Here is a 23,416-nt window from a genome sequence, read left to right as displayed (position 1 = left end):
CGGCCGACGCCTCGGATCCCGCGCCCGCGTGGCGGAATACGGTGCCGCGTCGGCGCACCTCCCTGACTCCCACCCCCCACCCACCCACCCAGCAGCCTGATCTCCGTGAGATCCAGGCTCTCATCGGCGGGCGGCGCGATGACGTCATGCGCCGTGGACGGGGAGCCGTCGGACTTCCGCTCGACCGAGGCTCTCTCCGGGAGTGACCGCCACCCCGACGCAGAACCCGTCAGCTCCGCCGCTGCGCCTCCCCCATAGCCGCAACCGCCTCTTCCAGAATCGGCCGCGGCGTAGCGAACACGACCCTCACATAGTCCTCATACCCGCGCCCGAGCAGCCGCCCCTCGGTGAGCACGACCCCCGCCTGCTCGCGGAAGAACTCCGCCGGCGGTCCATCGATCCGCAGCGCCTTCGTATCGATCCACCCGATGTACGTCGCCTCCGGCGCCCGATACACCGCACCGGGCAGATGCTCCGAGACCAGCGATCCGAGCAGCGACCGCGATCCATCCAGATACGCGAGCACCCCGTCGAGCCACGGCTTCCCCAGCCGGTACGCGGCGGTTGACGCCACCACACCCAGCGTCGACGCACCGTGCTGCACCGAGAATCCGAACCCGCGGTAGAGCTCCTGGTCGGCGTCGTTCGAGGTGATCAGCTGCGCGGTCTTGAGCCCCGGGATGTTCCACGCCTTCGACGCGCTCGTGCCGGTCACGGTGTGAGCGGCCGTCGCATCCGACACCGACGCGTACGGGACGAAGGGCCGCCCGTCGAACCGCAGCGGCGCGTGGATCTCGTCGGCGAACACCCGGCCGCCGTGCCGCTCGACGATCTCGGCGATGGCCTCCAGCTCGGCCCGAGAAGCGACGGTGCCGGTGGGGTTGTGCGGGTTGCACAGCACGAGGGTGCGCGCACCGGCCGCGAACGCCTCATCGATGCGCTGCAGATCGTGCTGCCAGCGTCCGTCGACCTCGACACCGGGAACCTCGATCACCGGATGCCCGATCGCAGGCAGGAACGTCAGGAACGGCATGTACGCGGGCGTCGGCACGATCACCGGCGACCCGGCCGGCGCATACTCCTCGACGGCCACGCGCAGCACCGCCATCACATCGGAGACCGGATGCACGCGCTCGGGATCGATCGCCCAGCCGTACTCGTCGCGCATCCAGTCAGACGTCGCGACACCGAGCTCCGCTGCCAGCGGAGGCGAGAGGTAGCCGAGGTTCTCCTCGTCGATCGCGCGGTGCATCGCCGCGGCGATCTCGGGAGCGACACCGAAGTCCATCTCCGCGACCCAGGCGCCGATGCGTCCCGGATGCAGGCTCCACTTGCGACTCTCCGGCCGGTCGAGGTGGAACCGAGTCCGGGAGTCGAACGGATGCTGCGCGGTGCGCGTGAGGTCGTCGGCCATGGTCTGCAGCTCTCAGCCCACTCGCCGACATCGTGCGACGGTGCTCACCCGAGAGGAGTCTGCGACCGCGCGATGGCCGAGACAGGACGAACGACGCAGCGGCAGATCGCCGGCGGTCGTGGTCTGGATCTCGGGCACGGGGCACTCCTTCGTCGCGGAACACCCAATCTAGGGACGCCCCCGCGCTGCCGCACGTCTCATTTCCGTCCGTGACGTCGAGCCGGGCGGGAGCGGGCGAAACGCAGGCCCGCTCCCACACCACTCCCCTGACTATGCCGCGGCGAGCTTAGGGTCGGCCGAACGAGCGGCGTCTTCCCACGCCTGCCAGGTCGCGATGCGCTGCGCATGCGCGGCCAAGACCAAGTCGTACCCGGCCGAGGCAAGCAGCAGCCGTGTCGGCGGCTCGGCCGCATCGACAGCCTGGAAGACCGCCTGGACACTGTCATCGGCGACAGGGCTGGGTGCGTCGCCCCAAGCGGCCATCTGGTCACGCATCGGCTGGTAGAGCGGGTTCGGCGAGGACTGAGCGGCGGATGCCCCCGCCCAGTCAGTGGCGAAGCCCGACGGCTCGATCAGGGTGGTCTTGATGCCGAACCCGGCGACCTCCTGGGCGAGAGCCTCGGTGAAGCCTTCCAGCGCCCATTTCGAGGCGTTATAGACGCCCAGCAGCGGGAACGCAGTCACCCCGCCGATGCTGGACACCTGCACGATGTGGCCACCGCCCTGCTCACGCAACAGCGGGATCGCGGCTTGGGTGATCCAAAGGGCGCCGAAGAAGTTGGTCTCCATCTGCTCGCGCGCCTCGGCTTCGGTCAGCTCCTCGATGGCACCGAAATGCCCGAACCCGGCGTTGTTGACGACGACATCGAGGCGGCCGAAGTGTCGGTGGGCGCCCTGCACCGCAGCGATGTCCGCGGCGCGGTCGTCGACGTTCAACGCGATCGGCAGAATGGCGTCGCCGAAGCGATCCACCAGATCGCTCAGCGAGTCGATATCGCGGGCGGTGGCGGCGACCCGGTCGCCGCGCTCGAGTGCGGCGACCGTCCATGCGCGTCCGAAGCCGCGTGAGGTGCCGGTGATGAACCACGTCTTGGACATGGCACGTCCTTTCGTTCGTCCGGCGAGCGGCCGGAGGCCCGGCGCCGTTGATCGCGACGCCACGCTTCTCACTATGACCCGAATGTCTCACTGTGTCAAATTAGGCGTGCAGTGCGGTTTTTGACTCAAAATGTCACATAGGTTACGGTGGTCGCATGGAAGAGCCGATGGTGGGGCTGCGCGAGCGCACGCGCAACGCGGTACGCACCCAGTTGGCCGAGGCGGCACGGGCGCTGTTCGTGGAACAGGGATTCGAGGCGACCACCGTCGAGCAGATCGCGGCCGCGACGGGACTGTCGCGTCGCAGCTTTCACCGCTACTTCTCCAGCAAGGAGGATGTGCTCAGCCAGTGGTTCGCCGAAATGGGCGGGCAGATCGCGGCCAGCCTGGCCGCACGCCCGCAGCGGGAATCGACATGGCTCGCCCTGCGTCGATCATTCGACGGCCTCGTGGAGGCGATGAACGCCCAGCCGGACGCGCGGGTCATGACCCGCATGATGCTGGACACGCCCGCGCTGCACGCCAGTCATCTGCACAAGTACGCGCACTGGCGGACGCTGCTCGCCGACGTGATCGAGCAGCGCCCTGCGGAAGGCGGGCGCACACATGCTCGGATCGCCGCCGTCTCGCTCGCGGGCGCAGCCCTGGCCTGTCTCGAGGCCGCCCAAGCGGAGTGGGTCGCCGAAGGCAACCGGCGCCCGCTCGACGAGCTGACAGACGAGGCCATGAACGCGGTCGAGCCCCTCGGACCCGGTACGAACGACGATTCTCGGCAGCGCAGCTGAGCAGGCGCGCCGACCTTGTCGTCGGCTGTCGCTCACCAGGTCCCTTTCGCCGCGCCCGACCCTTGGGGCGGAAATGTTCCGTTCCGTCAACGTTGGAGCGGCAGCCCCCGATCACTCCGCGCTCCCGGACCGGAAACGGTGCCGTCCGAGGAGCACGCCCCTAAGCTGGCCGCATGCGAATCGAGGATGTCTTCACAGCTGTGGCCATCGGTTTCGAGGCGCTGGGCGCGGGTGCCATCGTGGTCGGGTTCGCGATCGCCTTGGTGCTTGGCGTTCGCTCGCTTCGGCGCGGCGAGAGTGGCCGGAAGGCGTTCGCGGTTGTTCGCAACGCCCTGGGCTCCGCGATCCTGCTCGGACTGGAGATCCTCGTCGCCGCCGACCTCATCCGCACGATCACGTCAAAGCCATCGATCGAGAGTGCGCTGGTCCTCGGCCTGATCGTCCTGATCCGGACGGTCCTGTCGATCTCCATCCAGATCGAGATCGAAGGCGTCGTCCCGTGGCGACGGGCGCTGCTGCGCAGCGGCGGGAGCATGCTCGCCGACGCCATCGATCGCGACCGGCAGGCTGCTGGCCAAAGCACCAAGGACTCTTCTGCCCTTCAGTAGGTTGCCGGGAGGCTAGCGGCAATCCGGCGACTGCAGCAGCGGTAACTCAAACCTGCCCAACGCAGTATTCGATCCCGGCTCGAGGGAGAACCATCCCTCGATATGCCCGTCATCGACCCACGCGGCATAGTCTCCTGCGGTGAATGGCTGGTGGCCGTCGTCCGCGCTCGTGTGCAAGACAGTCGCACAGACGATCGACGCGGCTGACCTATCAACCTGAAACGCCTCCGTCGACGTCACAATCACCGCTCTAATGCAGCATGACAACCACGGGACCGGCACACTGACGATCACGGCATCGGCTCCTGACTCAAGCTACGAGCGTCCGCCGAAATCGATCGTTTCCGGCCGGCCGTTCGGATGATGGCTTCGCGCTAGTCAATAGCTCCGGCCGACGATCGCCATGATCTCGGAGTCAAGGGCTCCGTCACTCGGCACTGTTCCCTCCCTGGTTTGCAGGCAGCGGACACTTACAGCCTCGCGGTTGAGCGCGTCCTCACCTTCCTCGCCCAGTTGCTCCCATGGGATTCGCGCAAAACCCGTCTTGGCAGCGTCGAGAGCCTCAGCTACGGACGCGGCCTCGACGGTGCGGTCCGTCAGTCGCTGCCGAGCTGCCTCGATCATCTCGGTGTGCATGCTCTCCAGGAGAGCGACAACGGTGGTGCTGATCGCGTCGAGCTTGACCGCTTCCTTGGCGCCGCCGTCGCGTCGCACGATCGTCGCTTGGCCTGATTCGAGATCTCGGGGGCCGACCTCCAGGCGCACCGGGACACCCTTGAGCTCCCACTCTGTGGCACGCCGGCCGAAGCCCTGTGTGGTTCGGTTGTCGAGCCGGGCACGCACTCCTGCCGTGATCAGTTCGCGGACGAGCGAGGAAGCAGTTGTCATGGTCCGTTCATCGTCCTTCACCGCGAGAACAACTACCTGCACCGGCGCGATGCGGGGCGGGATGCGGATGCCTTGGTCGTCACCGTGCGCCATGATCAGCCCGCCGACCATGCGCGTGCTGGAACCCCAAGACGTCGTCCAGCACGTTTCGACCTGCCCTGAGCTATCGGTAAAGGTGATGTCGAATGCTTTTGCGAAGTTCTGCCCCAGCTCGTGACTGGTAGCCATCTGTAGCGCCTTGCCATCGCCCATCATGGCCTCGCAGGTCATGGTGTTGATCGCCCCCGCGAACCGCTCGCGTCGGGACTTGACGCCGACAAGCACAGGGATTGCGAGAACGTTCTGCAAGAAATCGCGATACACGTCCAGGTGGACGCGCAGCGCGTATGCGTTCGCGTCCTCACGGGTGGCATGCGCGGTGTGCCCCTCCTGCCAAAGGAACTCCGATGTCCGCAGGAACAGTCGCGGCCGCATCTCCCATCGCACGACATTTGCCCATTGATTCAACAACATGGGCAGATCCCGATGCGACTGGATCCATTTGGACATCAACTCGCCGAACAAGGTTTCGCTCGTCGGCCTGACGACGACCGGCTCGGACAGCTCCTTGCCGCCGGCGTGGGTGACTACGGCAAGCTCGGGGCTGAACCCTTCGACATGCTCGGCCTCCCGTTCCAAGTAGGACTGTGGAATGAACAGGGGCAGATAGACGTTCTCGGCGCCGGTCTCTTTAATGCGTCGGTCGACCTCTGCCTGCATCCGCTCCCAGAGTCCGTAGGCATACGGTCGGATCACCATCGTGCCGCGCACTGGGCCGTTCTCAGCCAGTTCGGCCTTCTCCAAGACGTCCTGGTACCAGCGGGGAAAATCATCCTGCTGCGAAGTGAGCACACTCATCCGACCATTGCTTGCCATTGGGTAACGCTACCGCCAGCCCGAATTTCCGCGAAAGCTCACGCGCCCCGGTCGACTACTCGACGCCAACATTTCATCCTCAAACCTGCCCGGCGTAACGACCGAAGAGAACGAGTGGACGATCGCAGGGGTGATCTATGACTGGGGTACCTCGTAGGACGATCGTCTACAGCACGAGGTTTGGGGTCACCGTGTCCAGAAATCCTCTGGGCGCCGTCCGGGCTTGAACCCGAACGATTCCACCATCGCCATCGCCTCAGGGAAGTTCGCCGCAAGGGAACCCGCTTCGTGAGCGTCGCTGCCGAATGAGACCGCCTGCCCTCCTTCTTCTGCCCACCAGCGCGGTATCCACGGCCAGAGACGGCGCGTGTTCATCTCCAGCGCTCTGCCGGACTCAGCGAGCGAACGCATCGCGCCGCGAAATCCCTCTTCGAATCGCACCGGATCGAACGGGCCCGCTGTGAACGTCGGCCACGATCGGACGGCGTAGTCGATATGCGTGAAGACAGCGAACGAGTCGGACCCATCAACCATCCGTGGGATCTCCGCCAGGTACTCCCACATCACCGTGTCAGCTGACATGTATCGGTACAGCGTGGTCGGCTCGGAGCGGTCGTTGTCGCCGAAAGGCAGCATGTGGAGGGAGCCGTTCACTCGGTCGATCACACCGCTATCCAACAGCGAGGCGGCCTGGGCATCCCAGATGTGCGGCTGTCCGAACTCGACTCCGGTCAGAATCCGAAGCTCGGGGTACGCGCTCCGGCACCGATCGATCGCAGCCAGGTACCCATCGACGTCGAATCGAGGGAGCCTCACATACCCCGTGTCATCGACATATCGCTGAGCATGCTCACCGATGTCGCCGGCATCCACCTTCCACGAATCCTCGAAATCGAGATGCTCCGTGAAGACGACCGCCGGGAGTCCGATACGCACCGCCCGTTCGCAGAGGCGATTCATCGCGCCAGCGGATGCTGGATCCGAGCCCGCATCCCACGACCACTCGCTATGAACGTGAGCATCTGCCGTCAGAGTCATACCGCACAACATAGCGAGGCGGGAGAAAGCCCGTGCCGGATTCCGAGCGTTCAGTTTGTGCTGAGAACCAGATACCGCTCGTCATTGGTTGGGCCGCCCCAGTACACGTCATCGTCCAGCATCTGCAGATGAACGTCAGCACGAAGACTCCCGACCAGTCGAGCACAAGCCGAGGCCTTCAGACCCACACCATTGCTCCACATGCCTTCGATCAGGACGAGCATGCCGCCCGGGGCCAGCAACTCGATCCATCTCTCCAGCGCCTCGGAAGGGTCGGGCATCGCCCATAAGACGTGGCGGCAGAGAACCACGTCGAATGAAGCTACAGGCAACGGTGGCTCTGAGGCGTCCGCCACGGAGAAGACTGGACGCGGTGTGACCTCGGCCGCCTTCTCGCGCGCTCGTCGGATCATCTCCGTGGAGAAATCCACTCCGTGCACGAGGTGCTGCCCCTCGGCCGCGAGAAGAGTGGACAGTGTTCCCGTACCGCATCCCAAGTCCGCAACGCGGCGGCCCGGTTTCCCGATCAACGGGAGTAGCAGATCGGCCCACGCGCGGCGGACGACCGGATCCCGGAGGCCATGATCGGCGGCCTGATCGAAGGTCTCGGCCTCACGGTCCCACATGTCTCTCTTGTCCTCGACCATTCGCCCGATCCTTGCAGGAAGCGCTCTCGCATTCCACCCACGCCGAATCGATCGGTTCCGGCGTGCGTAGAAGCAAACCGCCATCCAGTACCTCCGCCGACTGCGATGCTCCGGTCGAGCACTCGACACAGAGATTTCATCCGCAAACCGATTGTCTTGCCTGAACCGAATTGACAGACTGGGCTCCTGCGCCGATTCCGTCGGGGTTCTCCCGGCAGGGTGGCCGGCGCCACACCTGAAACGGGGATCCATGGGCCTCTTCGATCGCATGAAGGACAAAGCCACGGGCGGGCAGGACTGGGCCGCGCAGGCTGCGGCGGCGCAGGAACTCGCCAATCAGCATCTCCGCGATGCCGGCTACACCGACGGTTCTCCCGTCACCATGGCGAACGCCGGAAGCGTCGGCGCCGACATGTACGCCGACCGCGAGGTGCTCACTGCGTACGGCAACGAGTTGAACCGGATCATCGCCATCGGCCACAGCGGCACCTCGGTCATCCGGTCCGCCGTCGACACCGGTGAACGCATCTCGGGCAACCCGTGGTTCCAGCTCGAGGTGGAAGTGACGCTCGCCGGCGGTGCGCCGTACCTCGTCTCGAAGCGCGAGATGGTGGCACCGATGTTCATCGCCAACTACGCGGTGGGAAGCACGCACGACGTCAAGGTCGATCCGGCCGACGCCCAGAACATCGCCTTCACGAGCTGACCATGGGCGTCTTCGGCGACATCGGTCGTTTGATGAAGGCCGGTGTGAAGCAGACGATGAACACCGACTATGCGGCGAACCTCAAGCACTCGGCCGACCTCGCCGAACAGTACTCGGCGTACGACCCGAACACTCCGATGGGCACGCACGGAGCGGCCACGGCCAATCCCTTCACGAACATGGCGGCGTTCGAGACCATGCGCCGAGGCTCCGGTACGGTGGTGAGCCTTGCACCCACCGGCGCTGTCGTCGAGAACACTCCCATCTACGCCGTGCAGCTCGATCTCAAGCTCGAGGGCCAGGACGCCTACCGCACGAGCTATCAGACCGTGATCGCGGACGGTGCTCTGTCGAACTGGCAGCCAGGGTCGGTTCTGCCGTTCCGGGTTTCGCCGACGGACCCGCACTCGCTGATGCTCGGCTGATCCTTTCCGTCGCAAGCGAGCCTGACCAGCTCAAGCGACTGCATCTGTTGTCCGGTGCACCACTTACCAACACTTATCACCTTAAGTGTTGGTAAGATGAATGCGTGCCCACACCTACGGCCACCATCCGCATTCCGGTCGATCAGATCTCGCATGAGACCTTCGACTGGAAGCCGAGCGCGCCTGCGATGTACTCGCGCGCGGAGGTGAACCGCCAGACGGGCCCATATGAGGCGGCGATCACGGCGCCCATCGCCGGCTGGACTCCCCGCATCAACGGTGAGGATTCCGCCGACATCGAAGACGCGACCCGTCAGCTGGTGGAGTTCGACACGCATGCACAGCGCGTTCTCGGCACCGACAATCCGGCCCTCGGCCCGATGACCGCGATCCTGCTGCGCACCGAGTCGGCCTCCAGCTCGCAGATCGAGCAGCTCACGACTTCGGCGAAGCAGCTCGCCCTCGCCGAGATCGACGAGGGCGACAAGGCGAACGCCCTCACTGTCATCGGCAACGTCCGCGCGATGGAAGCCGCCCTCCGCCTGGCCGACGACATCAGCGAGGGCTCGATCCTCGCCATGCACAAGGCGCTGATGCTCCATCAGGGTGACTTCGCCAAGGAAGACGCCGGCCGCTTCCGCGCCGAGCAGGTGTGGATCGGTCCCGGTGAGGCCGGCCCTCGGCTGGCAGACTTCGTCGCACCGCATCACGAACGCATCCCCGCTGCCATCGCCGACCTCGTGCGCTTCGTGAAGCGCCAGGACATTCCCGTCCTCGTCCAGGTCGCCGCCGCACACGCCCAGTTCGAGACCATCCACCCGTTCACCGATGGGAACGGCCGAACAGGCAGGGCGCTCGCGCAATCGATCCTGCGGAACAAGGGTCTCGTCGGCTCCACCGCGGTGCCCATCTCGGCGGGACTCCTCGTCGACACCGATCACTACTTCGCGGCACTCACGGCTTACCGCGCCGGCGACGCCGGCCCGATCATCCGAGAGTTCGCTTCGGCCAGCCGGATCGCGGCATCCACGGGCACGAAACTCGTCGACGACCTCGTCGCCCAGCTCGAAGATGCCCGCGCGAAGATGCAGGGCGTCCGTGCAGACGCCGCGGCGTGGAGGATCCTCCCCGCCCTCGTCGGGCAGCCCGCGGTGAACACGAAGTACCTGATGAGCGAGCTCGGCTTCGGGGAGATGACAGCGCTGCGTGCGCTGGACACTCTCACTGCGCGCGGCGTCCTCACCGAGACTACGGGGAGGGCACGCAGCCGGGTATGGCAGCACCCCGGGATCTTCGCGGTACTCGATTCGTATGCGGCTGAGATCCGCCGGATGTCGGCGCGCTGACAGGTACGGCGCCGAACATCGCGCGGCTCAGCCCTCCGGCATCCGCCCCAATGCCGCGCGCACCATCGCCGCGTTGTCCGACGCGGTGCGTCCGTCGGGCAGGGTCAGGGTGTCCTCCAGCCCGATCCGCGCATCCAGGCCGAGTTCGACGGCGAGGTCGAATGCGGGCCAGGTCGATCGCTCCTCGCCGTGCAGCAAAATCGGGATGCTCGGCTCCTCGGCGACGTGCGCGATCAGCCCTTCGGCGTGCTCCCGCACCATCTCGGCGGACTCCTCCGGCAGCTCGATCAGCACTCGCAGGCACGCGCCGCGCACGGGCGAGCGACGCCACACCTCCAAACCCGCACCACCCCAGATGCCCGCCTCGACGCCGACGCCGCGACGGAGGAGCAGCGCCGCCACCTCGTCGGCTCCGGTCTCGTGCCAGTTGACCGAGGCGTAGTCGGGAAGCTCCGTCCACCCGGCGATCGCTGCGAGGCGACGCTCGACGTCGGGCTCGGCCCACGCTCCCGTCGTCACACCGATCGGCACGCCGGGGCAGGCCGCGCGCATGGCGCGCACCCACCGCGCGACGTCGTCACCGGCGAGGGAGTCGCGGCCCGCGGGATCCTTCGCGTGCACATGGATCTCGTGCGCTCCCAGCCCGACCGCCCGTGCGGCATCGTCGGCGACCACCGTCGCGTCGGCACTCAGCCACGGATGCTGCGCCGCATCGCGAGCGCCGTTGACGCAGACCTGCAGCATCCCGTCCCGATCCGCGCCGGAACCCATCAACTGATGAGATCGCGCGGGTGCAGGGCGTAGACATGCGCATCCGTCGACGGCCCTTCCTCGGTGCGCACCGTGTGCTGCACCTGGCGGGTCGCTGCCGCGCTGCGGCCGACCTTGATGGCCTCGGCCTCGCTCGCGAAGCTGCTGCCTAACGTGCGTGATTCTCCTTCGATGCGGTTGAACCAGATGCCGTCGCGCTGGAACGTCTCGATATCACCTGCGGCCATGCCATACCCCTTCTCTTGGGTTCCTTCCTATGTCAGGCGGGATGCCGAGGGGAGCCCCTTGACACGAAAATCATCAGGCGGGATCGCGGCGGCGTGACACACCCCACTCGACCAGCATCCGCACCGCCGTCCCCACGAGCGCGATCACGAATGCCACGACAGCCGGGAACCAGGTCTCCTCGAGCACCATCGAGAGCACCTTCACAGGCTCCCTCGCCGTCGCGCCCGCCGGCAGCGCGCGCGTCTCGAAGGCGAACTCGATCACCATGAACAGGGTCGAAACGAGCCACAGCGCCAGCAGCGACATCACCCAGGCGACGACCCGCCGCCCTACCGGGCGCACCCCGCACCACACCAGCGCTGCCCCGACGAGCACGGCCGGCAGCCAGTGCACCAGGGGCGACACGTACTCCGGCGGGCTGCCTTCGCCGGCGAGTGCGACGACGCACCGGCCGACCCAGGTCGCGAACGGCACCGCGGCGAGCGCGACCCCGACCGACACCACCCCCGGCGATGGGGACGACGTCATGTGGAAACCGAGTTGCGCCGTCAGCACCGCGGTGAGGGTGCCGGCGAGCATCCCGGCGAAGTAGATCATGTCCTTCTCGTCGCTGCCGAGTCTCAGCAGGTCGGCCAGAGCGCTGAAGCTGAGCGCGACCGCGGCCAGATGCACCAGTGCGACTCCCAGCGCCGCCGGCCACCCGGCTGTCATTCGCCGTCGTCCGAGGAAATGCACAGCGAGACCCGCGAACACCCCGCCGAGCACCACGAGCGAGAACAGCAGGATCGACTGTTTCTGACTGATCGGAAGCACCACGAACGGCACCTCGTCGGGCAGGGTCCAAGCGCCTACCAGCCAGGGCAGCAGCCCCAGGATGCCGCCGGCCAGTCCGATCGCGAACGACATGATGCGCGGGCGAGGCTTCGTGGCCCCGGGGACGGATTCGTCGGTCATGGGGACACTGTCACAGAATGCCGGATGCCGGGCAAGAGCATTCGGCCGAGCAACTTCTCGCACCTGGCGATGTCGCCGCGGAAGGTCAGGCCTCGACGCCACCGAACCTCTCCGCCGAGGCGACCTGCTGCGCCACGCGCCGCAGCGCCAGCAGCAGCGGTTCGACGAGCACCGAGCCGAGCACGACATACCGCACGGCGGCCTCGGCCGACTCGGTCGGCACCCCGGCGACCTCCGCGTCGGCGATGCGGCGGATGCTCTCCAGATGCACCGGCATCACGTCGGCCGGCACCTCGAAGCCGGCGCGCTGGAGAGTCTGCAGCGCCCGGGCGACGGCATACAGCACCGCGTCGTCGCACATCCCCGGCTTCCACCCCACCCCCGCCACCAGACGCTGCGCGTCGCCGAGATCCAGGCTGTCATCGACGGGCGGAGTGATGGCGGCGTGGGCCGTGCCGAGCAGATCGTGGGCCTTCGCGGGCGGGTTGTCCAGAGCATCCAGCACCCGCCGCGTCTCGGCGATGCTCACGCCCGAGTCGAGCAGTGCGCGGATGACGCGCAGGCGTTGCACGTGCACCTCGCCGTAGGCGGCCTGGGTGGGCGCGCTCCGCTCGCCCTCCGGGAGCAGACCCTCGCGCAGATAGTACTTGATCGTCGGGACCGTGACACCGGTCTGCGCCGACAGTTCGGAAATTCTCATCGCCACCCCTTGACATCGATAGTAGCGCTATCCAATATGGATAGCGTCACTATCCAATAGCAGGAGGCCATCATGCCGCGAGTCATCCCTGGACGCATGACCCATCGCCACGAGGGCGAGCTGGTCGTGTTCCACATCGGAATGCAGATCAACCACTGGTGGCGCCCGGACCTCTGGTTGCCGGCTTTCCTCGCTATGCCGCGGATGCTGCGCGAACTGTCCACCGACAAGGATTCGGGCTTCCTCGGATACGAGCTGCTGATGGGCGGCGGCGGGCCGTACGTCGTGCAGTACTGGTCGTCGATCGACAAGCTGTACGCCTACGCCTCGAGCCCCTCGCAGGAGCACCGACCGGCCTGGACGCGCTTCAACAAGGCGGCGCGGAAGGCCCCCGGCGCCGTCGGCATCTGGCACGAGACGTTCCTCGTGGAGCGCGCCGAGAGCATCTACGTCTCGACGAAGCCGATGGGCCTGCCGAAAGCCACCGAGCTCATCGAGGTCGGCCGCAAGCAGGATCGGGCGCGGGCGCGATTCGAGGGTGGACGGACGGCGGGCTCGCAGCAGGAGAGGGTCGCGCCGCAGGACGCCGTCTCACAGGAGACGCCGTGAGCGCCGCTACCGCGCGGCGATCCCGCGCAGCAGCACGTCGACCGTCGCATCCACTCGCTCGGCGCTGAACGGCCGGCCCAGCAGTGACGCGTACGACGCCATGGCGACGAACTGGTCGGCGATGACGGCGGCATCCGCATCCGCCCGCACTTCACCAGCCGTCTTCGCGCGCTCGATCCGCTCCACGATCCACGCGATGATCGGGCCGGCGAGCCGCCGGTTCAGCGCCTCACCCAACTGCGGATCGGTCGCGGTGATCGCGATCAACGCCCGAGCGAGCGCCGTGTTCTCAGCGCTGCCCACGTGGGTCGTCATCTGCTCCACCCAGGCACGCAGGTCGCGGGCAAGGTCATCCGTCGTCGGCAGTGAGACGTCGGCGCCCGGGATCGAGCCGTCGAGCAGCGCCTCACCGAGGATCGCCGCCTTCGACGGCCACCACCGGTAGATCGTCTGCTTCGAGACATCCGCCTCGGCCGCGAGCCCCTCGATCGTCACCGCGTCGTACCCCTCGGCGGCGAGCGCGCGGCGCATCGCCGCCAGCACGGACTGGCGCGCTTTCTCACTGCGAGGACGAGGCACCCTCAGAGCGTATCGAGGCGTACACTCGAACATAAGTAGACGCACCGTTGCGAAATGCCAAAGGAATGCCTGAAGGAGACATCATGGCCCTCACTGCACAGTCCACCATCGGCGAATGGCTCGACGACGAGGTCGGCGGACCGATCGTCCGCGGCCTCTTCGCGCAGACCGGCGCCGACCCCGAACTCCTCACCCCGGTTCTCGGGCTGCCCCTGCAGCAGCTCGTCATCCTGAGCCAGGGCGCCATGCCGCAGTCGGTCGTCGACGACCTCGTCCGGGCAGCCAACGGCGGCGAGATCCCCGCCGACTCCGGCACGACGGGCTGGGTCGAGCAGAGCACGCCCGGCCGCTTCGCCGGTAAGACCGTGATCGTCACCGGCGCGGCATCCGGTATCGGCAGGGCGACCGCCTCCCGCATCGCCCGCGAAGGCGGCCGTGTCATCGCTGCAGACATCTCGGCCGAGAAGCTCGATGGCCTCAAGGCCGAGCTCCCCGACATCACCGTCGTCGCCGGAGACCTCACCCGGCAGGACGCGATCGACTCCGTCGTGGCCGCCGCCGGTGACCGCATCGATGCCCTCGCGAACGTCGCCGGCATCAACGACGACTTCTCCCCTGCAGGCGAGACGTCGGATGCCGTGTGGGACCGTGTCATCGCGATCAACCTCACCGCGCCGTTCAAGCTCATGCGCGCGGTGCTGCCGATCATGGAAGCTGCCGGTCGCGGTGCGATCCTCAACGTCTCCAGCGAGGCCGGCCTGCGCGGCAACGCCTCGGGCAACGCCTACACGGCCAGCAAGCACGGCATCGTCGGCGTTACGAAGTCCGCGGCGTTCATGTACGGGCCGAAGGGCATCCGCGTGAACTCCGTCGCCCCGGGTGGCGTCGCGACCGGCATCCCGATGCCTCCGAACATGTCGGAGTACGGCTCCAGTCGCCTCACCCCGTTCCAGCAGGCGATTCCGAGCGTCGCCACTGCCGAGCAGCTGGCTGCATCGATCACGTTCCTGCTCAGCGACGACGCCGTGAACATCAACGGCGCGATCCTTGCCTCAGACGGCGGCTGGTCGGTGCAGTAGGCCGAGAACCCGCGCGAGAGCGGCACCCGGGAGTTCATAGCATCCCGGGTGCCGCTCTTCATCAGCCGCAGGGGTTCTGCGTGGTGACCGTCCCGTTGCCCACGGCAGCCGTCACACCGGTGAGTGCGTAGTCGGCACCGCCGTTGTTGTCCCACACACCCGACCCGTTGGTGAACGCCGCCGTCACTGCCGATCCGTTCGAGTCGATCGTGCGCGAGACCCATCCCGTACAGGCCGCCTGCATCGCCTGACCCGGCACAGCCGTCCAGGCACCCGACCCGACGCGGTAATGGACGTTGTATGCCGACCAGCCCGTGGAGGTCGAGTAGTACACGGTCAGGTCGTCCGTCGGCGGCGGTGTGCACGGGTTCGCCGCCGTCACGACACCGTTGCTCACCGCAGCCGTCGTGCCTAACAGCGCATAGTCCTGCCCGCCCCTGCTATCCCAGGTACCGGATCCGTTGTTGAACGCCGCCGTCACCGCCGATCCGTTCGAGTCGATCGTCGTCGACACCCAGCCTGCGCATGCGGCCTGCATCGCCTGCCCCGGCACGGCAGTCCACGCGCCGGTGTCCACCTTGTAGTGCACGTTGTACGCCGACCAGTTCTTCGAGGTCGAGTAGTAGACGGTCAGGTCATCGCCGACCGGGGCGCCACCTCCTCCGCCAGGAACAGCCTTCGCGTCGGCGTGCAGAGCGATCGCGTCGTTCCCGCCGACAGTCGCGGTGAACTGCCCATCGGCGACCGCAATGGTCGGTCCCGTCCAGGTGGTGCCATCGCGCTCGGCGTCGATCACGTTGTAGTAGGTGCCATCGGGCAGGCTGGTGGTGAACGTGCGATTGATGGCGGAGCCGCCACGGTTGATGACGACGAAGCCCGAATCGCCGCGACCGAAGGCGATCGCGCTGCTGCCGTTGGTCCACTTGTCGGTGATCGGCTTGCCATAGGTCGCCGTGCGGAAACCGACCATGTTCATGATGTCGTTCTGGGCGTGCTTGAACGTCCAGTTGCCCTGGCCCCGCACCGGATCGATCACGTTGCCGCCAGCATCCGTGAGGGGTCCGGTCTCTTTGTCGCTGAACGAGTAGCCCGAGTGGATCGACGGCGATCCGTAGTTCCACGCCAGAGTGAAGATCTGCGCCAGGTCGTAGGCGGCCCCGTTGCTGTAGGAGAGCGTCTCGTTGTTGCGCTCGGTGTCGTGGTTGTCGACGAAGACGGCGGCGTTCGCGTTCGGGAGGAAGCCGCTCCAGCTCGGTCCGATGCCCGCGCCCTCGATGAGCCAGTTGATGGTGCCGTTCCCGAACGCCTCCTTGAGCTTGCGCCCGTAGGCGAACTCGTGGATGTCGCCGACCGAGGTGTACTCCTCGGGCTGCACGGGTTCGTTCGCGCGGATGACCTCCTGCACGACGTAGAGCGACTCGCGGTTGTTCACCTTGCTCCAGATAGCCTGCATGTCGCTCGCGGCGATGTGCTTCACGGCGTCGATACGGAACCCGGCGACGCCCATCCCGACGAGCTTGTTGAGGTAGGCCGCGATCGTGTTCTGCACGTAGGTCGAGCTGGTGTTCAGGTCGGAGAGGTTCACCAGGTTGCACTCCTGCACCTCCCACCGGTCCTGATAGTTGGCGATGTCCCGCCGGCAGGAGTGGAAGTCCTGGCTCTGGTAGTAGCCCGGGTAGTCGTAGTGCTGGAACTGCGTGCCCGCCCATCCGGTGCCGCCGCTGCTCTTGCCGGACATATGGTTGATGACGGCGTCGACGATCACCTTCACACCCGCGTCGTTGCAGGTGTCGATCATGTTCTGGAACTCGGCCTCGGAGCCGAGTCGCGAGTCGAGTTCGTACGAGACGGGCTGATAGTGCGTCCACCACTGCGCACCGAGCACGTGCTCCTGCGGAGGTGAGGTCTGCACGTAGCCGTAGCCGGCCGGTCCAAGGGTGTCGGTGCACTCGCGAGCGATCGCGTTCCACGTGTACGAGAACATCACGGCGGTGGTGTCGTTCGGGCCCGGTGCCGCAGCGGCGGCAGGCGCGGGAGGTTCGGTGATCGCGACGGCGGGAACGGCGAGCGCGACGGCAGCCGCGATGGCGAGCGCCGTTCTTCCTCTTCGCCTCTTCGGTGATCGAGTGTGCAGAACGTTCGGGAACATCGACAGTCTCCTTCCGGCGGGATCGCCCGCGCAGCATCCTCGCCACACGTTCGAGCGCACGTCAGCGTGCGTTCCGATGACCGTAGCGAGGTTGATGGACTGAGTGCAAGCGTTTACAGGAATTCTTCGATTAAAGCTGTGGGTCGTTCAGGGAGGCTTGAGTTTCGGGGGTTTCTGCGGAACCCCGAGAAGGAAGCGCTTACAGAACGCACATACGTGCGGCAAAGCGCTTACCGTGAACCCCGCCGCTCGGCGCCAGCATCCACTCACGTCGCTTCTGCTCGGGCACCCCCAAAAGCGGACCCGACATCCCCCGGTAGACTGGACACGCCCCGCTCGGCCCCTTCCTTTGGAGTGCGCGTGACCACCGCCCCCGCAGCATCTGCCCACAAGCACGTCCCCGACTCCGTGTCGAACGCCGTCGCGACGCCCGAGAAGGAGCAGCCGTACGGCGCCCTCGGACTCAAGGACGACGAGTACGCCCGCATCAAGGAGATCCTCGGCCGCCGCCCCACCTCTGGCGAGCTGGCGATGTACTCGGTGATGTGGTCGGAGCACTGCTCCTACAAGTCGTCGAAGAACTACCTGCGCCGCTTCGGCGAGAAGGTCTCCGACGAGATGAAAGAACGCCTGATGGTGGGCATGGGCCAGAACGCGGGCGTCATCGACGTCGGCGAGGGCTGGGCCGTCACCTTCAAGGCCGAGTCGCACAACCACCCCTCCTTCATCGAGCCGTTCCAGGGCGCGGCCACCGGCGTCGGCGGCATCGTCCGCGACATCATCTCGATGGGCGCCCGCCCGGTCGCCGTCATGGACGCCCTCCGCTTCGGCGCCATCGACCACCCCGACACCGCCCGCGTCGTGCACGGCGTCACCAGCGGCATCAGCTTCTACGGCAACTGCCTGGGCCTTCCGAACATCGGCGGCGAGACGGTCTTCGACTCGGTCTACCAGGCCAACCCGCTGGTCAACGCGCTCGCGGTCGGCGTGCTCCGCCACGAAGACCTCAAGCTCGCCAACGCCACCGGCGTCGGCAACAAGGTCGTGCTGTTCGGCGCCCGCACCGGCGGCGACGGCATCGGCGGCGCCAGCATCCTGGCATCCGACTCCTTCGACGACGGCGGACCCACCAAGCGCCCCGCGGTGCAGGTCGGCGACCCCTTCGCCGAGAAGGTGCTCATCGAGTGCTGCCTCGAGCTCTACAAGGGCGAACTCGTCGAGGCCATCCAGGACCTCGGCGCGGCCGGCATCTCGTGCGCGACCAGCGAACTGGCCGCCAACGGCAACAGCGGCATGAAGGTGTCCCTCGACAACGTGCTGCTGCGCGACCCGTCGCTCACGGCCGAGGAGATCCTCATGTCGGAGTCGCAGGAGCGCATGATGGCCATCGTCGCCCCCGAGAAGCTCGACGCCTTCTTCGAGGTCGTGAACAAGTGGGAGGTCGAGACCTCCGTGCTGGGCGAGGTCACCGGCGACGGACGCCTCATCATCGACTGGCAGGGCGAGCGCATCGTCGACGTCGACCCGTCGACGGTCGCTGTCGACGGCCCCGTCTACGACCGCCCGGTCGCCTACCCGACGTGGATCGATGCCCTGCAGGCGGATGCCGCCGAGAACCTGCCCCGGTCGAACGACCCCGAAGAGCTGCGCAAGCAGTTCCTCGCGCTGGTCGCCTCCCCGAACCTCGCCGACACCAGCTGGATCACCAACCAGTACGACTACTTCGTGCTCGGCAACACGGCCCTCGCCTTCCCCGACGACGCCGGCATGATCCGCGTCGACGAGGAATCCGGCCTCGGCTTCGCGATCTCCACCGACGCGAACGGCCGCTACAGCCAGCTCGACCCGTACGCGGGCGCGCAGCTCGCTCTCGCCGAGGCGTACCGCAACGTCGCCGTCACCGGCGCCGTGCCGACCGCCATCACCGACTGCCTCAACTTCGGCTCGCCGGAGAACCCCGAGGTCATGTGGCAGTTCGGGCAGACGGTCGACGGGCTCGCCGACGGATGCTTCGAACTGGGCACCCCGGTCACCGGCGGCAACGTCTCGTTCTACAACCAGACCGGCGACGTGCCGATCCACCCGACCCCGCTCGTCGGCGTGCTCGGCATCATCGACGACGTCTCGCGCCGTATCCCCTCGGGATGGCAGGACGAGGGCCAGAACATCTACCTGCTCGGCACCACCGCGACCGAGCTCTCGGGTTCCGCCTGGGCCGACGTCGTGCACGACCACCTCGGCGGTCGCCCGCCGAAGGTCGACCTCGCCGCAGAGAAGCGCCTCGCCGGCCTCCTCGCCGCCGCCCGCGACGAATGGCTGATCTCCTCGGCGCACGACCTCTCCGAGGGCGGCCTCGCGCAGACCCTCGCCGAGGGCGTCATGCGCTTCGGCGTCGGCGCGCGCGTCTGGCTGAACGAGATCATCGAGCGTGAAGGGGTGGATGCGGCGACCGCCCTCTTCTCCGAGTCCACCGGCCGCGTCATCGTGACCGTTCCCCGCGAGGACGACGTGAAGTTCCAGGGCCTCTGCGCCGGTCGCGACTACCCGGTGCTGCGCATCGGCGTGACCGACAACCACCCGGACGGCGCCTCGCTCGAGGTGCAGGACGTCTTCACCGTCTCGGTCGCCGAGCTGCGCGAACGCTCGCGCGCGACGCTTCCCTCGTACTTCGGCCCGACCGTCACGGAGCCGGTCGACGCATGAGCGATCTCAGCAAGCAGGACCAGGGCGAGGACTACGGCGATCTCGGCGAGCGCCGCAATCGCCGCATCCGCATCGTCGCGTGGACGACGATCATCGCGCTGATCCTCGGCGGCGGCGGCGCGACCGTGCTGACGCTGCTCTTCGGCTGAGCCGGCGCCAGCCGACAGTCAGTCGTCAGACGCGACGACGCCTCAGGTCAGTGACGGCACTCGAGCCGTGAGCGGCATCAGGGAGAGGCGCGTCGGGTCGTCGATCACGGGCTGGAACACCATCTCGGCGGCGCCGACCAGAAGGATCTCGTCGCCGAGCGCGGCCGGCCGGAGCATCAGGTCCTCGAAGCCACCCGGCAGCGTTCCGCCCACCGCGCGCTTGATCTCGGCCTCGCCGACGACCTTGAGCAGCGTTCCGAGGAAGCCGCCGAGCACCACGCACCGCGGATTCAGGCTGTTGACGATGCCCCGCAGCGCGACACCGAGGTACCGGATCTGACGCTGCATCTCCTGGCGCCCGGCGGTCGAAGGATCGAGCCACGCCCTGCTCAGCGCCGGCATCAGCTCGTCGATGCGTGACGAGTCGAGTCGCACGGACTGCAGCAGCCGGTCCCGGCGCACCTCCGTCTCCAGGCATCCGACCGCTCCGCAGTGGCAGGGCTGCCCCGACGATTCGACCAGCGAATGCCCGAACTCCCCCGAATGGCCGGTGTGCCCGCCGAGCACTCCGCCGCCGACGGCGATGGCCCCGCCGATTCCGCTCGGCCCGCCGTTGAGATACACGATCGTGCCGAGGTCGCGCCCCGCCCCGAATGCCGCCTCGCCCATCACACCGCAGTTCGCGTCGTTGGCCGCGTAGACCGGCAGGCCGACCGCATCCGACATCTCGCCGGTGAACGAGACGTCGCTCCAGCCCAGATGGTGCGCGAGCAGCACCGTGCCGTCATCCGCCCGCACCAACCCGGGAACGGCCACGCCGACACCGAGAAGACGGTAGCGCGCATCGAGCTCAGGGCGCATGCCGTCGAGGATCGCCGTGACCGCGTTCAGGAACTCGCCCGGGGTCGGCACGCGCTCGTGCCGGTGGGTGACGTGTCGCACCACGCGGCCGCCGAGCGTCACGATGGCCAGGTGCGTGGCGTCGACCTCGGGGTTGATCGCGATCGCCGCCGTGGTCGGTGCTGCCGTCACCACGAGGCTGGGCCGCCCGACCCGCTTGGCGACGCCGTGGGTCTCGGTGACGAGACCGCGCTCATGAAGGTCGGCGACGAGGGCGGCGATGGTCGACCGGCTGATCCCGGTGGCCTTCGCCAGCTCCGAACGCGAGACCGGCCCTCGTTGATGCGCGATCTTCATCACCTGAGCGAGGTTGCTCCGTCGAACGTCGTCGATCGTCGCGCCCGTCGAATCCGCGCTCACGGCACCCACCGCCGCTCACCCATCGCCGACATCCAGATCGCGACGGTCGTCGATTCGGTGGGTGCAGTGCAGCTCAACGGCGCGACGACCGGTCGTACTCAGCGGCTCGAGAAGGCGGCGTCGAACGCCGCATCCGGTGCCGCGAACGCGTTGCGTCGCACGAAGTCCAGCGCCTCCGGCGCACCGATGAGTCGATCCATACCTGCATCCTCCCATTCCACCGAGATCGGCCCGTCGTACCCGATCTGATTCAGAGCGCGGAAGGACGCCTCCCACGGCACGTCGCCGCGACCGGTCGACACGAAATCCCAGCCACGCCGCATGTCCGCCCACGCGAGGTGCGAGCCCAGCCGGCCGTTGCGTCCGTTGCCGAGGTTCAGTTTCACGTCCTTGCAGTCGACATGGTAGATCCGGTCGGCGAACTCGAGGATGAAGTCGACCGGGTTCAACTGCTGCCAGATGAAGTGGCTCGGATCCCAGTTGAGGCCGAACGCCTCCCGATGGCCGATCGCCTCGAGCGTGCGCACCGTCGTCCAATAGTCGTACGCGATCTCCGACGGATGCACCTCGTGCGCGAAGCGCACGCCGACTTCGTCGAAGACATCGAGGATCGGGTTCCATCGATCGGCGAAGTCCTGGTATCCCGCATCGATCATCTCCTGGGATGCCGGCGGGAACATCGCGACGTACTTCCAGATCGACGACCCGGTGAACCCGATGACGGTCTTCACTCCGAGCTTCGCCGCCAGACGCGCGGTGTTCTTCATCTCCTCGGCCGCCCGCTGCCGGACGCCCTCGGGGTCACCGTCTCCCCACACGCGGTCGGAGAGGATGTCGCGGTGGCGCTGGTCGATGGGATCGTCGCAGACCGCCTGGCCCTTGAGGTGGTTCGAGATCGCGTAGACCTTCAGGTCGTACTTCGCCAGCAGGTCGAGTCGTCCCTGGACGTACTCGTCGTCATCCCACCGCCAGGGGTCGAGGTGATCCCCCCAGCAGGCGAGCTCGAGTCCGTCGTATCCCCACTCGGAGGCGAGGCGCGCGACCTCTTCGAGGGGCACGTCGGCCCACTGGCCGGTGAAGAGAGTGATCGGTCGTGCCATGTCTGGTCCTTTCGTTCGCGTATCGGTGCGGGCCGGTCAGTCGACCGGCCGCCATGCCGCGTCGGCGGCGGAGCTCTGCTGTACGGCCTCGAGCACCTTCTGAAGATGCAGACCCTCGGCGAACGACGGCGTCGCCGCCTCGCCGGTCACCACCGCGTTCACGAAATCGTGAACCTGGTTGGAGAACGCGTGCTCGTAGCCGAGCATGTGGCCGGGCGGCCACCAGGGAGCGAGGTAGGGGTGATCGTGCTCGGTGACCAGGATCGTGCGGAACCCCTGCTCGAGAGGCGGAACGGTCGCGTCGTGGAACTCGAGCTGGTTCATCCGCTCGAGGTCGAACGCGAGCGCTCCTGTGGAACCCGAGATCTCGATGCGCAGGGCGTTCTTCCGGCCCGTCGCGAACCGGGTCGCCTCGAACGATCCCAGCGCGCCGGCACCGCCGGCGGGGTCGGCGAAGCGGCCGGTGAAGATGGCCAGGTCGTCGACGGTCACCTCACCGCGTTCGGCGGATGCCGTTCCCGACAGCCCGATACTCTCCCCCATCAGCGGACGCTCGGTGACGATCGTCTCGAGCACTCCGGCGACGGCGGTGAGCTGCAGTCCGGTCAGGTGCTCGGCGAGGTCCACGGCGTGGACGCCGATGTCGCCCAGCGAGCCGGAGCCCGCCCGCTCCTTCTGCAGGCGCCAGGTGAGCGGCGCCTCCGCATCCATCAGCCAATCCTGGCGATACGACGCGCGGATCTGGCGCACCGTTCCGATGCGGCCGTCGGCGATCAGGCTGCGGGCGTAGGCCACGGCCGGAACGCGCCGATAGGTGAACCCGACCATAGACTGCGTGCCCGCGGCGCCGGCACGCGCGGCTGCGGCCACCATCGCCTCGGCCTCCGCGACCGTGTTCGCGAGCGGTTTCTCGCACAGCACGTGCTTGCCGGCTTCGAGGGCGGCGATCGCGATCTCGGCGTGGCTGTCACCGCTGGTCACGACGTCGACGACGTCGATGTCATCGCGCGCGATGACATCACGCCAGTCGGTCGCATGCTCCGCCCAGCCCCATTTGCGGGCCGCGGCACTGACGGCGTCTTCGTTGCGTCCGACGACGACCTGCATGACCGGCTCGGCCGGAAGGTCGAAGAAGCGGGGAGCCACTCGCCAGCCCTGCGAATGCGTCGCTCCCATGAATCCGTAGCCGATCATGGCTACGCGTAGTTGACGTGACACGTGTCGTTCTCCTCGTTGCGTGTCGTTCGGGGCGTCCGGCTGCGGCC

Annotated in this window: 24 protein-coding genes; 10 read left to right on the top strand and 14 right to left on the bottom strand. The window is 67.3% G+C overall.

What is annotated here, in order from left to right; translation table 11 throughout:
* The coding region (locus tag CUR96_RS18715; protein ID WP_219721990.1) for a hypothetical protein at positions 1 to 206 on the top strand (206 nt) is incomplete at its 5' end.
* A 23-nt stretch (positions 207 to 229) separates the two neighbouring features.
* On the opposite strand, the gene CUR96_RS13390 is transcribed toward CUR96_RS18715, so the two are convergent.
* Together CUR96_RS13390 and CUR96_RS13385 are read right to left on the bottom strand one after the other, a co-directional pair.
* Positions 230 to 1,414 carry a MalY/PatB family protein gene (locus CUR96_RS13390; RefSeq protein ID WP_102193779.1) on the bottom strand — a complete coding sequence of 395 codons (1,185 nt, stop codon included), beginning with the start codon at positions 1,412 to 1,414 and terminating at the stop codon, positions 230 to 232.
* Between the two features lie 270 nt (positions 1,415 to 1,684).
* Complete coding sequence (locus CUR96_RS13385) at positions 1,685 to 2,512, bottom strand: SDR family NAD(P)-dependent oxidoreductase (protein WP_102193778.1); 828 nt, start codon at positions 2,510 to 2,512, stop codon at positions 1,685 to 1,687.
* Positions 2,513 to 2,667: 155 nt separating this feature from the next.
* On the opposite strand from CUR96_RS13385, the gene CUR96_RS13380 reads away from it, so the two are divergent.
* Together CUR96_RS13380 and CUR96_RS13375 are read left to right on the top strand one after the other, a co-directional pair.
* On the top strand, positions 2,668 to 3,297 hold the full coding sequence (locus CUR96_RS13380) for a TetR/AcrR family transcriptional regulator (RefSeq protein WP_102193777.1): 630 nt from the start codon (positions 2,668 to 2,670) through the stop codon (positions 3,295 to 3,297).
* A gap of 200 nt (positions 3,298 to 3,497) precedes the next feature.
* On the top strand, positions 3,498 to 3,905 hold the full coding sequence (locus CUR96_RS13375) for a DUF1622 domain-containing protein (protein ID WP_245861261.1): 408 nt from the start codon (positions 3,498 to 3,500) through the stop codon (positions 3,903 to 3,905).
* A gap of 378 nt (positions 3,906 to 4,283) precedes the next feature.
* On the opposite strand, the gene proS is transcribed toward CUR96_RS13375, so the two are convergent.
* The 3 genes from proS to CUR96_RS13355 form a co-directional block, all read right to left on the bottom strand.
* A complete protein-coding gene (gene proS, locus CUR96_RS13365) occupies positions 4,284 to 5,708 on the bottom strand; it encodes a proline--tRNA ligase (RefSeq protein ID WP_245861259.1) in 1,425 nt (474 codons plus the stop codon).
* 186 nt (positions 5,709 to 5,894) lie between these two features.
* On the bottom strand, positions 5,895 to 6,746 hold the full coding sequence (locus CUR96_RS13360; RefSeq protein WP_102193774.1) for a PHP domain-containing protein: 852 nt from the start codon (positions 6,744 to 6,746) through the stop codon (positions 5,895 to 5,897).
* Between the two features lie 50 nt (positions 6,747 to 6,796).
* The gene (locus tag CUR96_RS13355) at positions 6,797 to 7,393 is read right to left on the bottom strand and encodes a class I SAM-dependent methyltransferase (protein ID WP_102193773.1); all 597 of its coding nucleotides are present in this window, start codon (positions 7,391 to 7,393) and stop codon (positions 6,797 to 6,799) included.
* A 250-nt stretch (positions 7,394 to 7,643) separates the two neighbouring features.
* Here CUR96_RS13355 and CUR96_RS13350 point away from each other — a divergent pair, with 250 nt between their 5' ends.
* The 3 genes from CUR96_RS13350 to CUR96_RS13340 all read left to right on the top strand — a co-directional run bounded on the left by CUR96_RS13350 (position 7,644) and on the right by CUR96_RS13340 (position 9,870).
* The gene (locus tag CUR96_RS13350) at positions 7,644 to 8,099 is read left to right on the top strand and encodes a hypothetical protein (RefSeq protein ID WP_102193772.1); all 456 of its coding nucleotides are present in this window, start codon (positions 7,644 to 7,646) and stop codon (positions 8,097 to 8,099) included.
* Positions 8,100 to 8,101: 2 nt separating this feature from the next.
* Positions 8,102 to 8,524, top strand: a complete 423-nt coding sequence (locus CUR96_RS13345) for a hypothetical protein (RefSeq protein ID WP_102193771.1) — start codon at positions 8,102 to 8,104, stop codon at positions 8,522 to 8,524.
* Positions 8,525 to 8,628: 104 nt separating this feature from the next.
* Positions 8,629 to 9,870 carry a Fic family protein gene (locus CUR96_RS13340; RefSeq protein ID WP_245861257.1) on the top strand — a complete coding sequence of 414 codons (1,242 nt, stop codon included), beginning with the start codon at positions 8,629 to 8,631 and terminating at the stop codon, positions 9,868 to 9,870.
* Positions 9,871 to 9,897: 27 nt separating this feature from the next.
* Here the strand turns inward: CUR96_RS13340 and CUR96_RS13335 are convergent, their stop codons facing one another.
* The 4 genes from CUR96_RS13335 to CUR96_RS13320 all read right to left on the bottom strand — a co-directional run bounded on the left by CUR96_RS13335 (position 9,898) and on the right by CUR96_RS13320 (position 12,523).
* Positions 9,898 to 10,641 carry a 3-keto-5-aminohexanoate cleavage protein gene (locus tag CUR96_RS13335; RefSeq protein WP_219721989.1) on the bottom strand — a complete coding sequence of 248 codons (744 nt, stop codon included), beginning with the start codon at positions 10,639 to 10,641 and terminating at the stop codon, positions 9,898 to 9,900.
* The gene (locus CUR96_RS13330) at positions 10,641 to 10,868 is read right to left on the bottom strand and encodes a DUF2188 domain-containing protein (protein ID WP_102193769.1); all 228 of its coding nucleotides are present in this window, start codon (positions 10,866 to 10,868) and stop codon (positions 10,641 to 10,643) included. Before CUR96_RS13330 ends, CUR96_RS13335 begins: the two co-directional genes overlap by 1 nt.
* 73 nt (positions 10,869 to 10,941) lie before the next feature.
* Positions 10,942 to 11,823, bottom strand: a complete 882-nt coding sequence (locus CUR96_RS13325; protein WP_102193768.1) for a hypothetical protein — start codon at positions 11,821 to 11,823, stop codon at positions 10,942 to 10,944.
* Positions 11,824 to 11,908: 85 nt separating this feature from the next.
* On the bottom strand, positions 11,909 to 12,523 hold the full coding sequence (locus CUR96_RS13320; RefSeq protein ID WP_102193767.1) for a MerR family transcriptional regulator: 615 nt from the start codon (positions 12,521 to 12,523) through the stop codon (positions 11,909 to 11,911).
* 72 nt (positions 12,524 to 12,595) lie between these two features.
* On the opposite strand from CUR96_RS13320, the gene CUR96_RS13315 reads away from it, so the two are divergent.
* A complete protein-coding gene (locus tag CUR96_RS13315) occupies positions 12,596 to 13,132 on the top strand; it encodes a DUF4188 domain-containing protein (RefSeq protein ID WP_102193766.1) in 537 nt (178 codons plus the stop codon).
* Positions 13,133 to 13,138: 6 nt separating this feature from the next.
* Here the strand turns inward: CUR96_RS13315 and CUR96_RS13310 are convergent, their stop codons facing one another.
* Complete coding sequence (locus CUR96_RS13310) at positions 13,139 to 13,711, bottom strand: TetR/AcrR family transcriptional regulator (protein ID WP_245861255.1); 573 nt, start codon at positions 13,709 to 13,711, stop codon at positions 13,139 to 13,141.
* An 83-nt stretch (positions 13,712 to 13,794) separates the two neighbouring features.
* Here CUR96_RS13310 and CUR96_RS13305 point away from each other — a divergent pair, with 83 nt between their 5' ends.
* Entirely contained in the window at positions 13,795 to 14,790 is a 996-nt protein-coding gene (locus CUR96_RS13305; protein WP_102193765.1) for an SDR family NAD(P)-dependent oxidoreductase, read from the top strand.
* A gap of 61 nt (positions 14,791 to 14,851) precedes the next feature.
* Here CUR96_RS13305 and CUR96_RS13300 read toward each other — a convergent pair whose 3' ends face one another.
* The gene (locus CUR96_RS13300; protein WP_102193764.1) at positions 14,852 to 16,939 is read right to left on the bottom strand and encodes a carbohydrate binding domain-containing protein; all 2,088 of its coding nucleotides are present in this window, start codon (positions 16,937 to 16,939) and stop codon (positions 14,852 to 14,854) included.
* A 360-nt stretch (positions 16,940 to 17,299) separates the two neighbouring features.
* On the opposite strand from CUR96_RS13300, the gene purL reads away from it, so the two are divergent.
* Together purL and CUR96_RS18630 are read left to right on the top strand one after the other, a co-directional pair.
* A complete protein-coding gene (gene purL / locus CUR96_RS13295) occupies positions 17,300 to 19,642 on the top strand; it encodes a phosphoribosylformylglycinamidine synthase subunit PurL (protein WP_102193763.1) in 2,343 nt (780 codons plus the stop codon).
* Entirely contained in the window at positions 19,639 to 19,791 is a 153-nt protein-coding gene (locus tag CUR96_RS18630) for a hypothetical protein (protein WP_180969032.1), read from the top strand. The genes purL and CUR96_RS18630 overlap by 4 nt, the downstream gene beginning before the upstream one ends.
* Positions 19,792 to 19,833: 42 nt before the next feature.
* Here the strand turns inward: CUR96_RS18630 and CUR96_RS13290 are convergent, their stop codons facing one another.
* The 3 genes from CUR96_RS13290 to CUR96_RS13280 form a co-directional block, all read right to left on the bottom strand.
* Positions 19,834 to 21,051, bottom strand: a complete 1,218-nt coding sequence (locus CUR96_RS13290) for an ROK family transcriptional regulator (protein WP_146008160.1) — start codon at positions 21,049 to 21,051, stop codon at positions 19,834 to 19,836.
* A 98-nt stretch (positions 21,052 to 21,149) separates the two neighbouring features.
* Positions 21,150 to 22,151 carry a sugar phosphate isomerase/epimerase family protein gene (locus CUR96_RS13285; protein WP_102193761.1) on the bottom strand — a complete coding sequence of 334 codons (1,002 nt, stop codon included), beginning with the start codon at positions 22,149 to 22,151 and terminating at the stop codon, positions 21,150 to 21,152.
* A 36-nt stretch (positions 22,152 to 22,187) separates the two neighbouring features.
* Positions 22,188 to 23,345, bottom strand: coding sequence for a Gfo/Idh/MocA family protein (locus tag CUR96_RS13280; protein ID WP_102193760.1), 1,158 nt, complete (start codon positions 23,343 to 23,345; stop codon positions 22,188 to 22,190).
* Positions 23,346 to 23,416 lie beyond the last annotated feature (71 nt).

The organism is Microbacterium aurantiacum, from assembly GCF_002872075.1.
In the GTDB taxonomy this organism is placed as follows: Bacteria; Actinomycetota; Actinomycetes; order Actinomycetales; family Microbacteriaceae; genus Microbacterium; species Microbacterium aurantiacum_A.
This window is presented reverse-complemented; position numbering and strand designations above follow the sequence as displayed.

What these genes read in the sequence shown, in the direction of transcription:
- CUR96_RS13350 (WP_102193772.1), top strand. Translation starts at nt 7,644, where the DNA reads ATGGGCCTCTTCGATCGCATGAAGGACAAAGCCACGGGCGGGCAGGAC.
- CUR96_RS18630 (WP_180969032.1), top strand. Translation starts at nt 19,639, where the DNA reads ATGAGCGATCTCAGCAAGCAGGACCAGGGCGAGGACTACGGCGATCTC.
- CUR96_RS13335 (WP_219721989.1), bottom strand. Translation starts at nt 10,641, where the DNA reads ATGGGTTCCGGCGCGGATCGGGACGGGATGCTGCAGGTCTGCGTCAAC.
- CUR96_RS13325 (WP_102193768.1), bottom strand. Translation starts at nt 11,823, where the DNA reads ATGACCGACGAATCCGTCCCCGGGGCCACGAAGCCTCGCCCGCGCATC.
- CUR96_RS13305 (WP_102193765.1), top strand. Translation starts at nt 13,795, where the DNA reads ATGGCCCTCACTGCACAGTCCACCATCGGCGAATGGCTCGACGACGAG.
- CUR96_RS13345 (WP_102193771.1), top strand. Translation starts at nt 8,102, where the DNA reads ATGGGCGTCTTCGGCGACATCGGTCGTTTGATGAAGGCCGGTGTGAAG.
- CUR96_RS13380 (WP_102193777.1), top strand. Translation starts at nt 2,668, where the DNA reads ATGGAAGAGCCGATGGTGGGGCTGCGCGAGCGCACGCGCAACGCGGTA.
- CUR96_RS13330 (WP_102193769.1), bottom strand. Translation starts at nt 10,868, where the DNA reads ATGGCCGCAGGTGATATCGAGACGTTCCAGCGCGACGGCATCTGGTTC.
- CUR96_RS13355 (WP_102193773.1), bottom strand. Translation starts at nt 7,393, where the DNA reads ATGGTCGAGGACAAGAGAGACATGTGGGACCGTGAGGCCGAGACCTTC.
- proS (WP_245861259.1), bottom strand. Translation starts at nt 5,708, where the DNA reads ATGGCAAGCAATGGTCGGATGAGTGTGCTCACTTCGCAGCAGGATGAT.
- CUR96_RS13385 (WP_102193778.1), bottom strand. Translation starts at nt 2,512, where the DNA reads ATGTCCAAGACGTGGTTCATCACCGGCACCTCACGCGGCTTCGGACGC.
- CUR96_RS13390 (WP_102193779.1), bottom strand. Translation starts at nt 1,414, where the DNA reads ATGGCCGACGACCTCACGCGCACCGCGCAGCATCCGTTCGACTCCCGG.
- CUR96_RS13320 (WP_102193767.1), bottom strand. Translation starts at nt 12,523, where the DNA reads ATGAGAATTTCCGAACTGTCGGCGCAGACCGGTGTCACGGTCCCGACG.
- CUR96_RS13315 (WP_102193766.1), top strand. Translation starts at nt 12,596, where the DNA reads ATGCCGCGAGTCATCCCTGGACGCATGACCCATCGCCACGAGGGCGAG.
- CUR96_RS13280 (WP_102193760.1), bottom strand. Translation starts at nt 23,345, where the DNA reads ATGATCGGCTACGGATTCATGGGAGCGACGCATTCGCAGGGCTGGCGA.
- CUR96_RS13285 (WP_102193761.1), bottom strand. Translation starts at nt 22,151, where the DNA reads ATGGCACGACCGATCACTCTCTTCACCGGCCAGTGGGCCGACGTGCCC.
- CUR96_RS13300 (WP_102193764.1), bottom strand. Translation starts at nt 16,939, where the DNA reads ATGTTCCCGAACGTTCTGCACACTCGATCACCGAAGAGGCGAAGAGGA.
- CUR96_RS13360 (WP_102193774.1), bottom strand. Translation starts at nt 6,746, where the DNA reads ATGACTCTGACGGCAGATGCTCACGTTCATAGCGAGTGGTCGTGGGAT.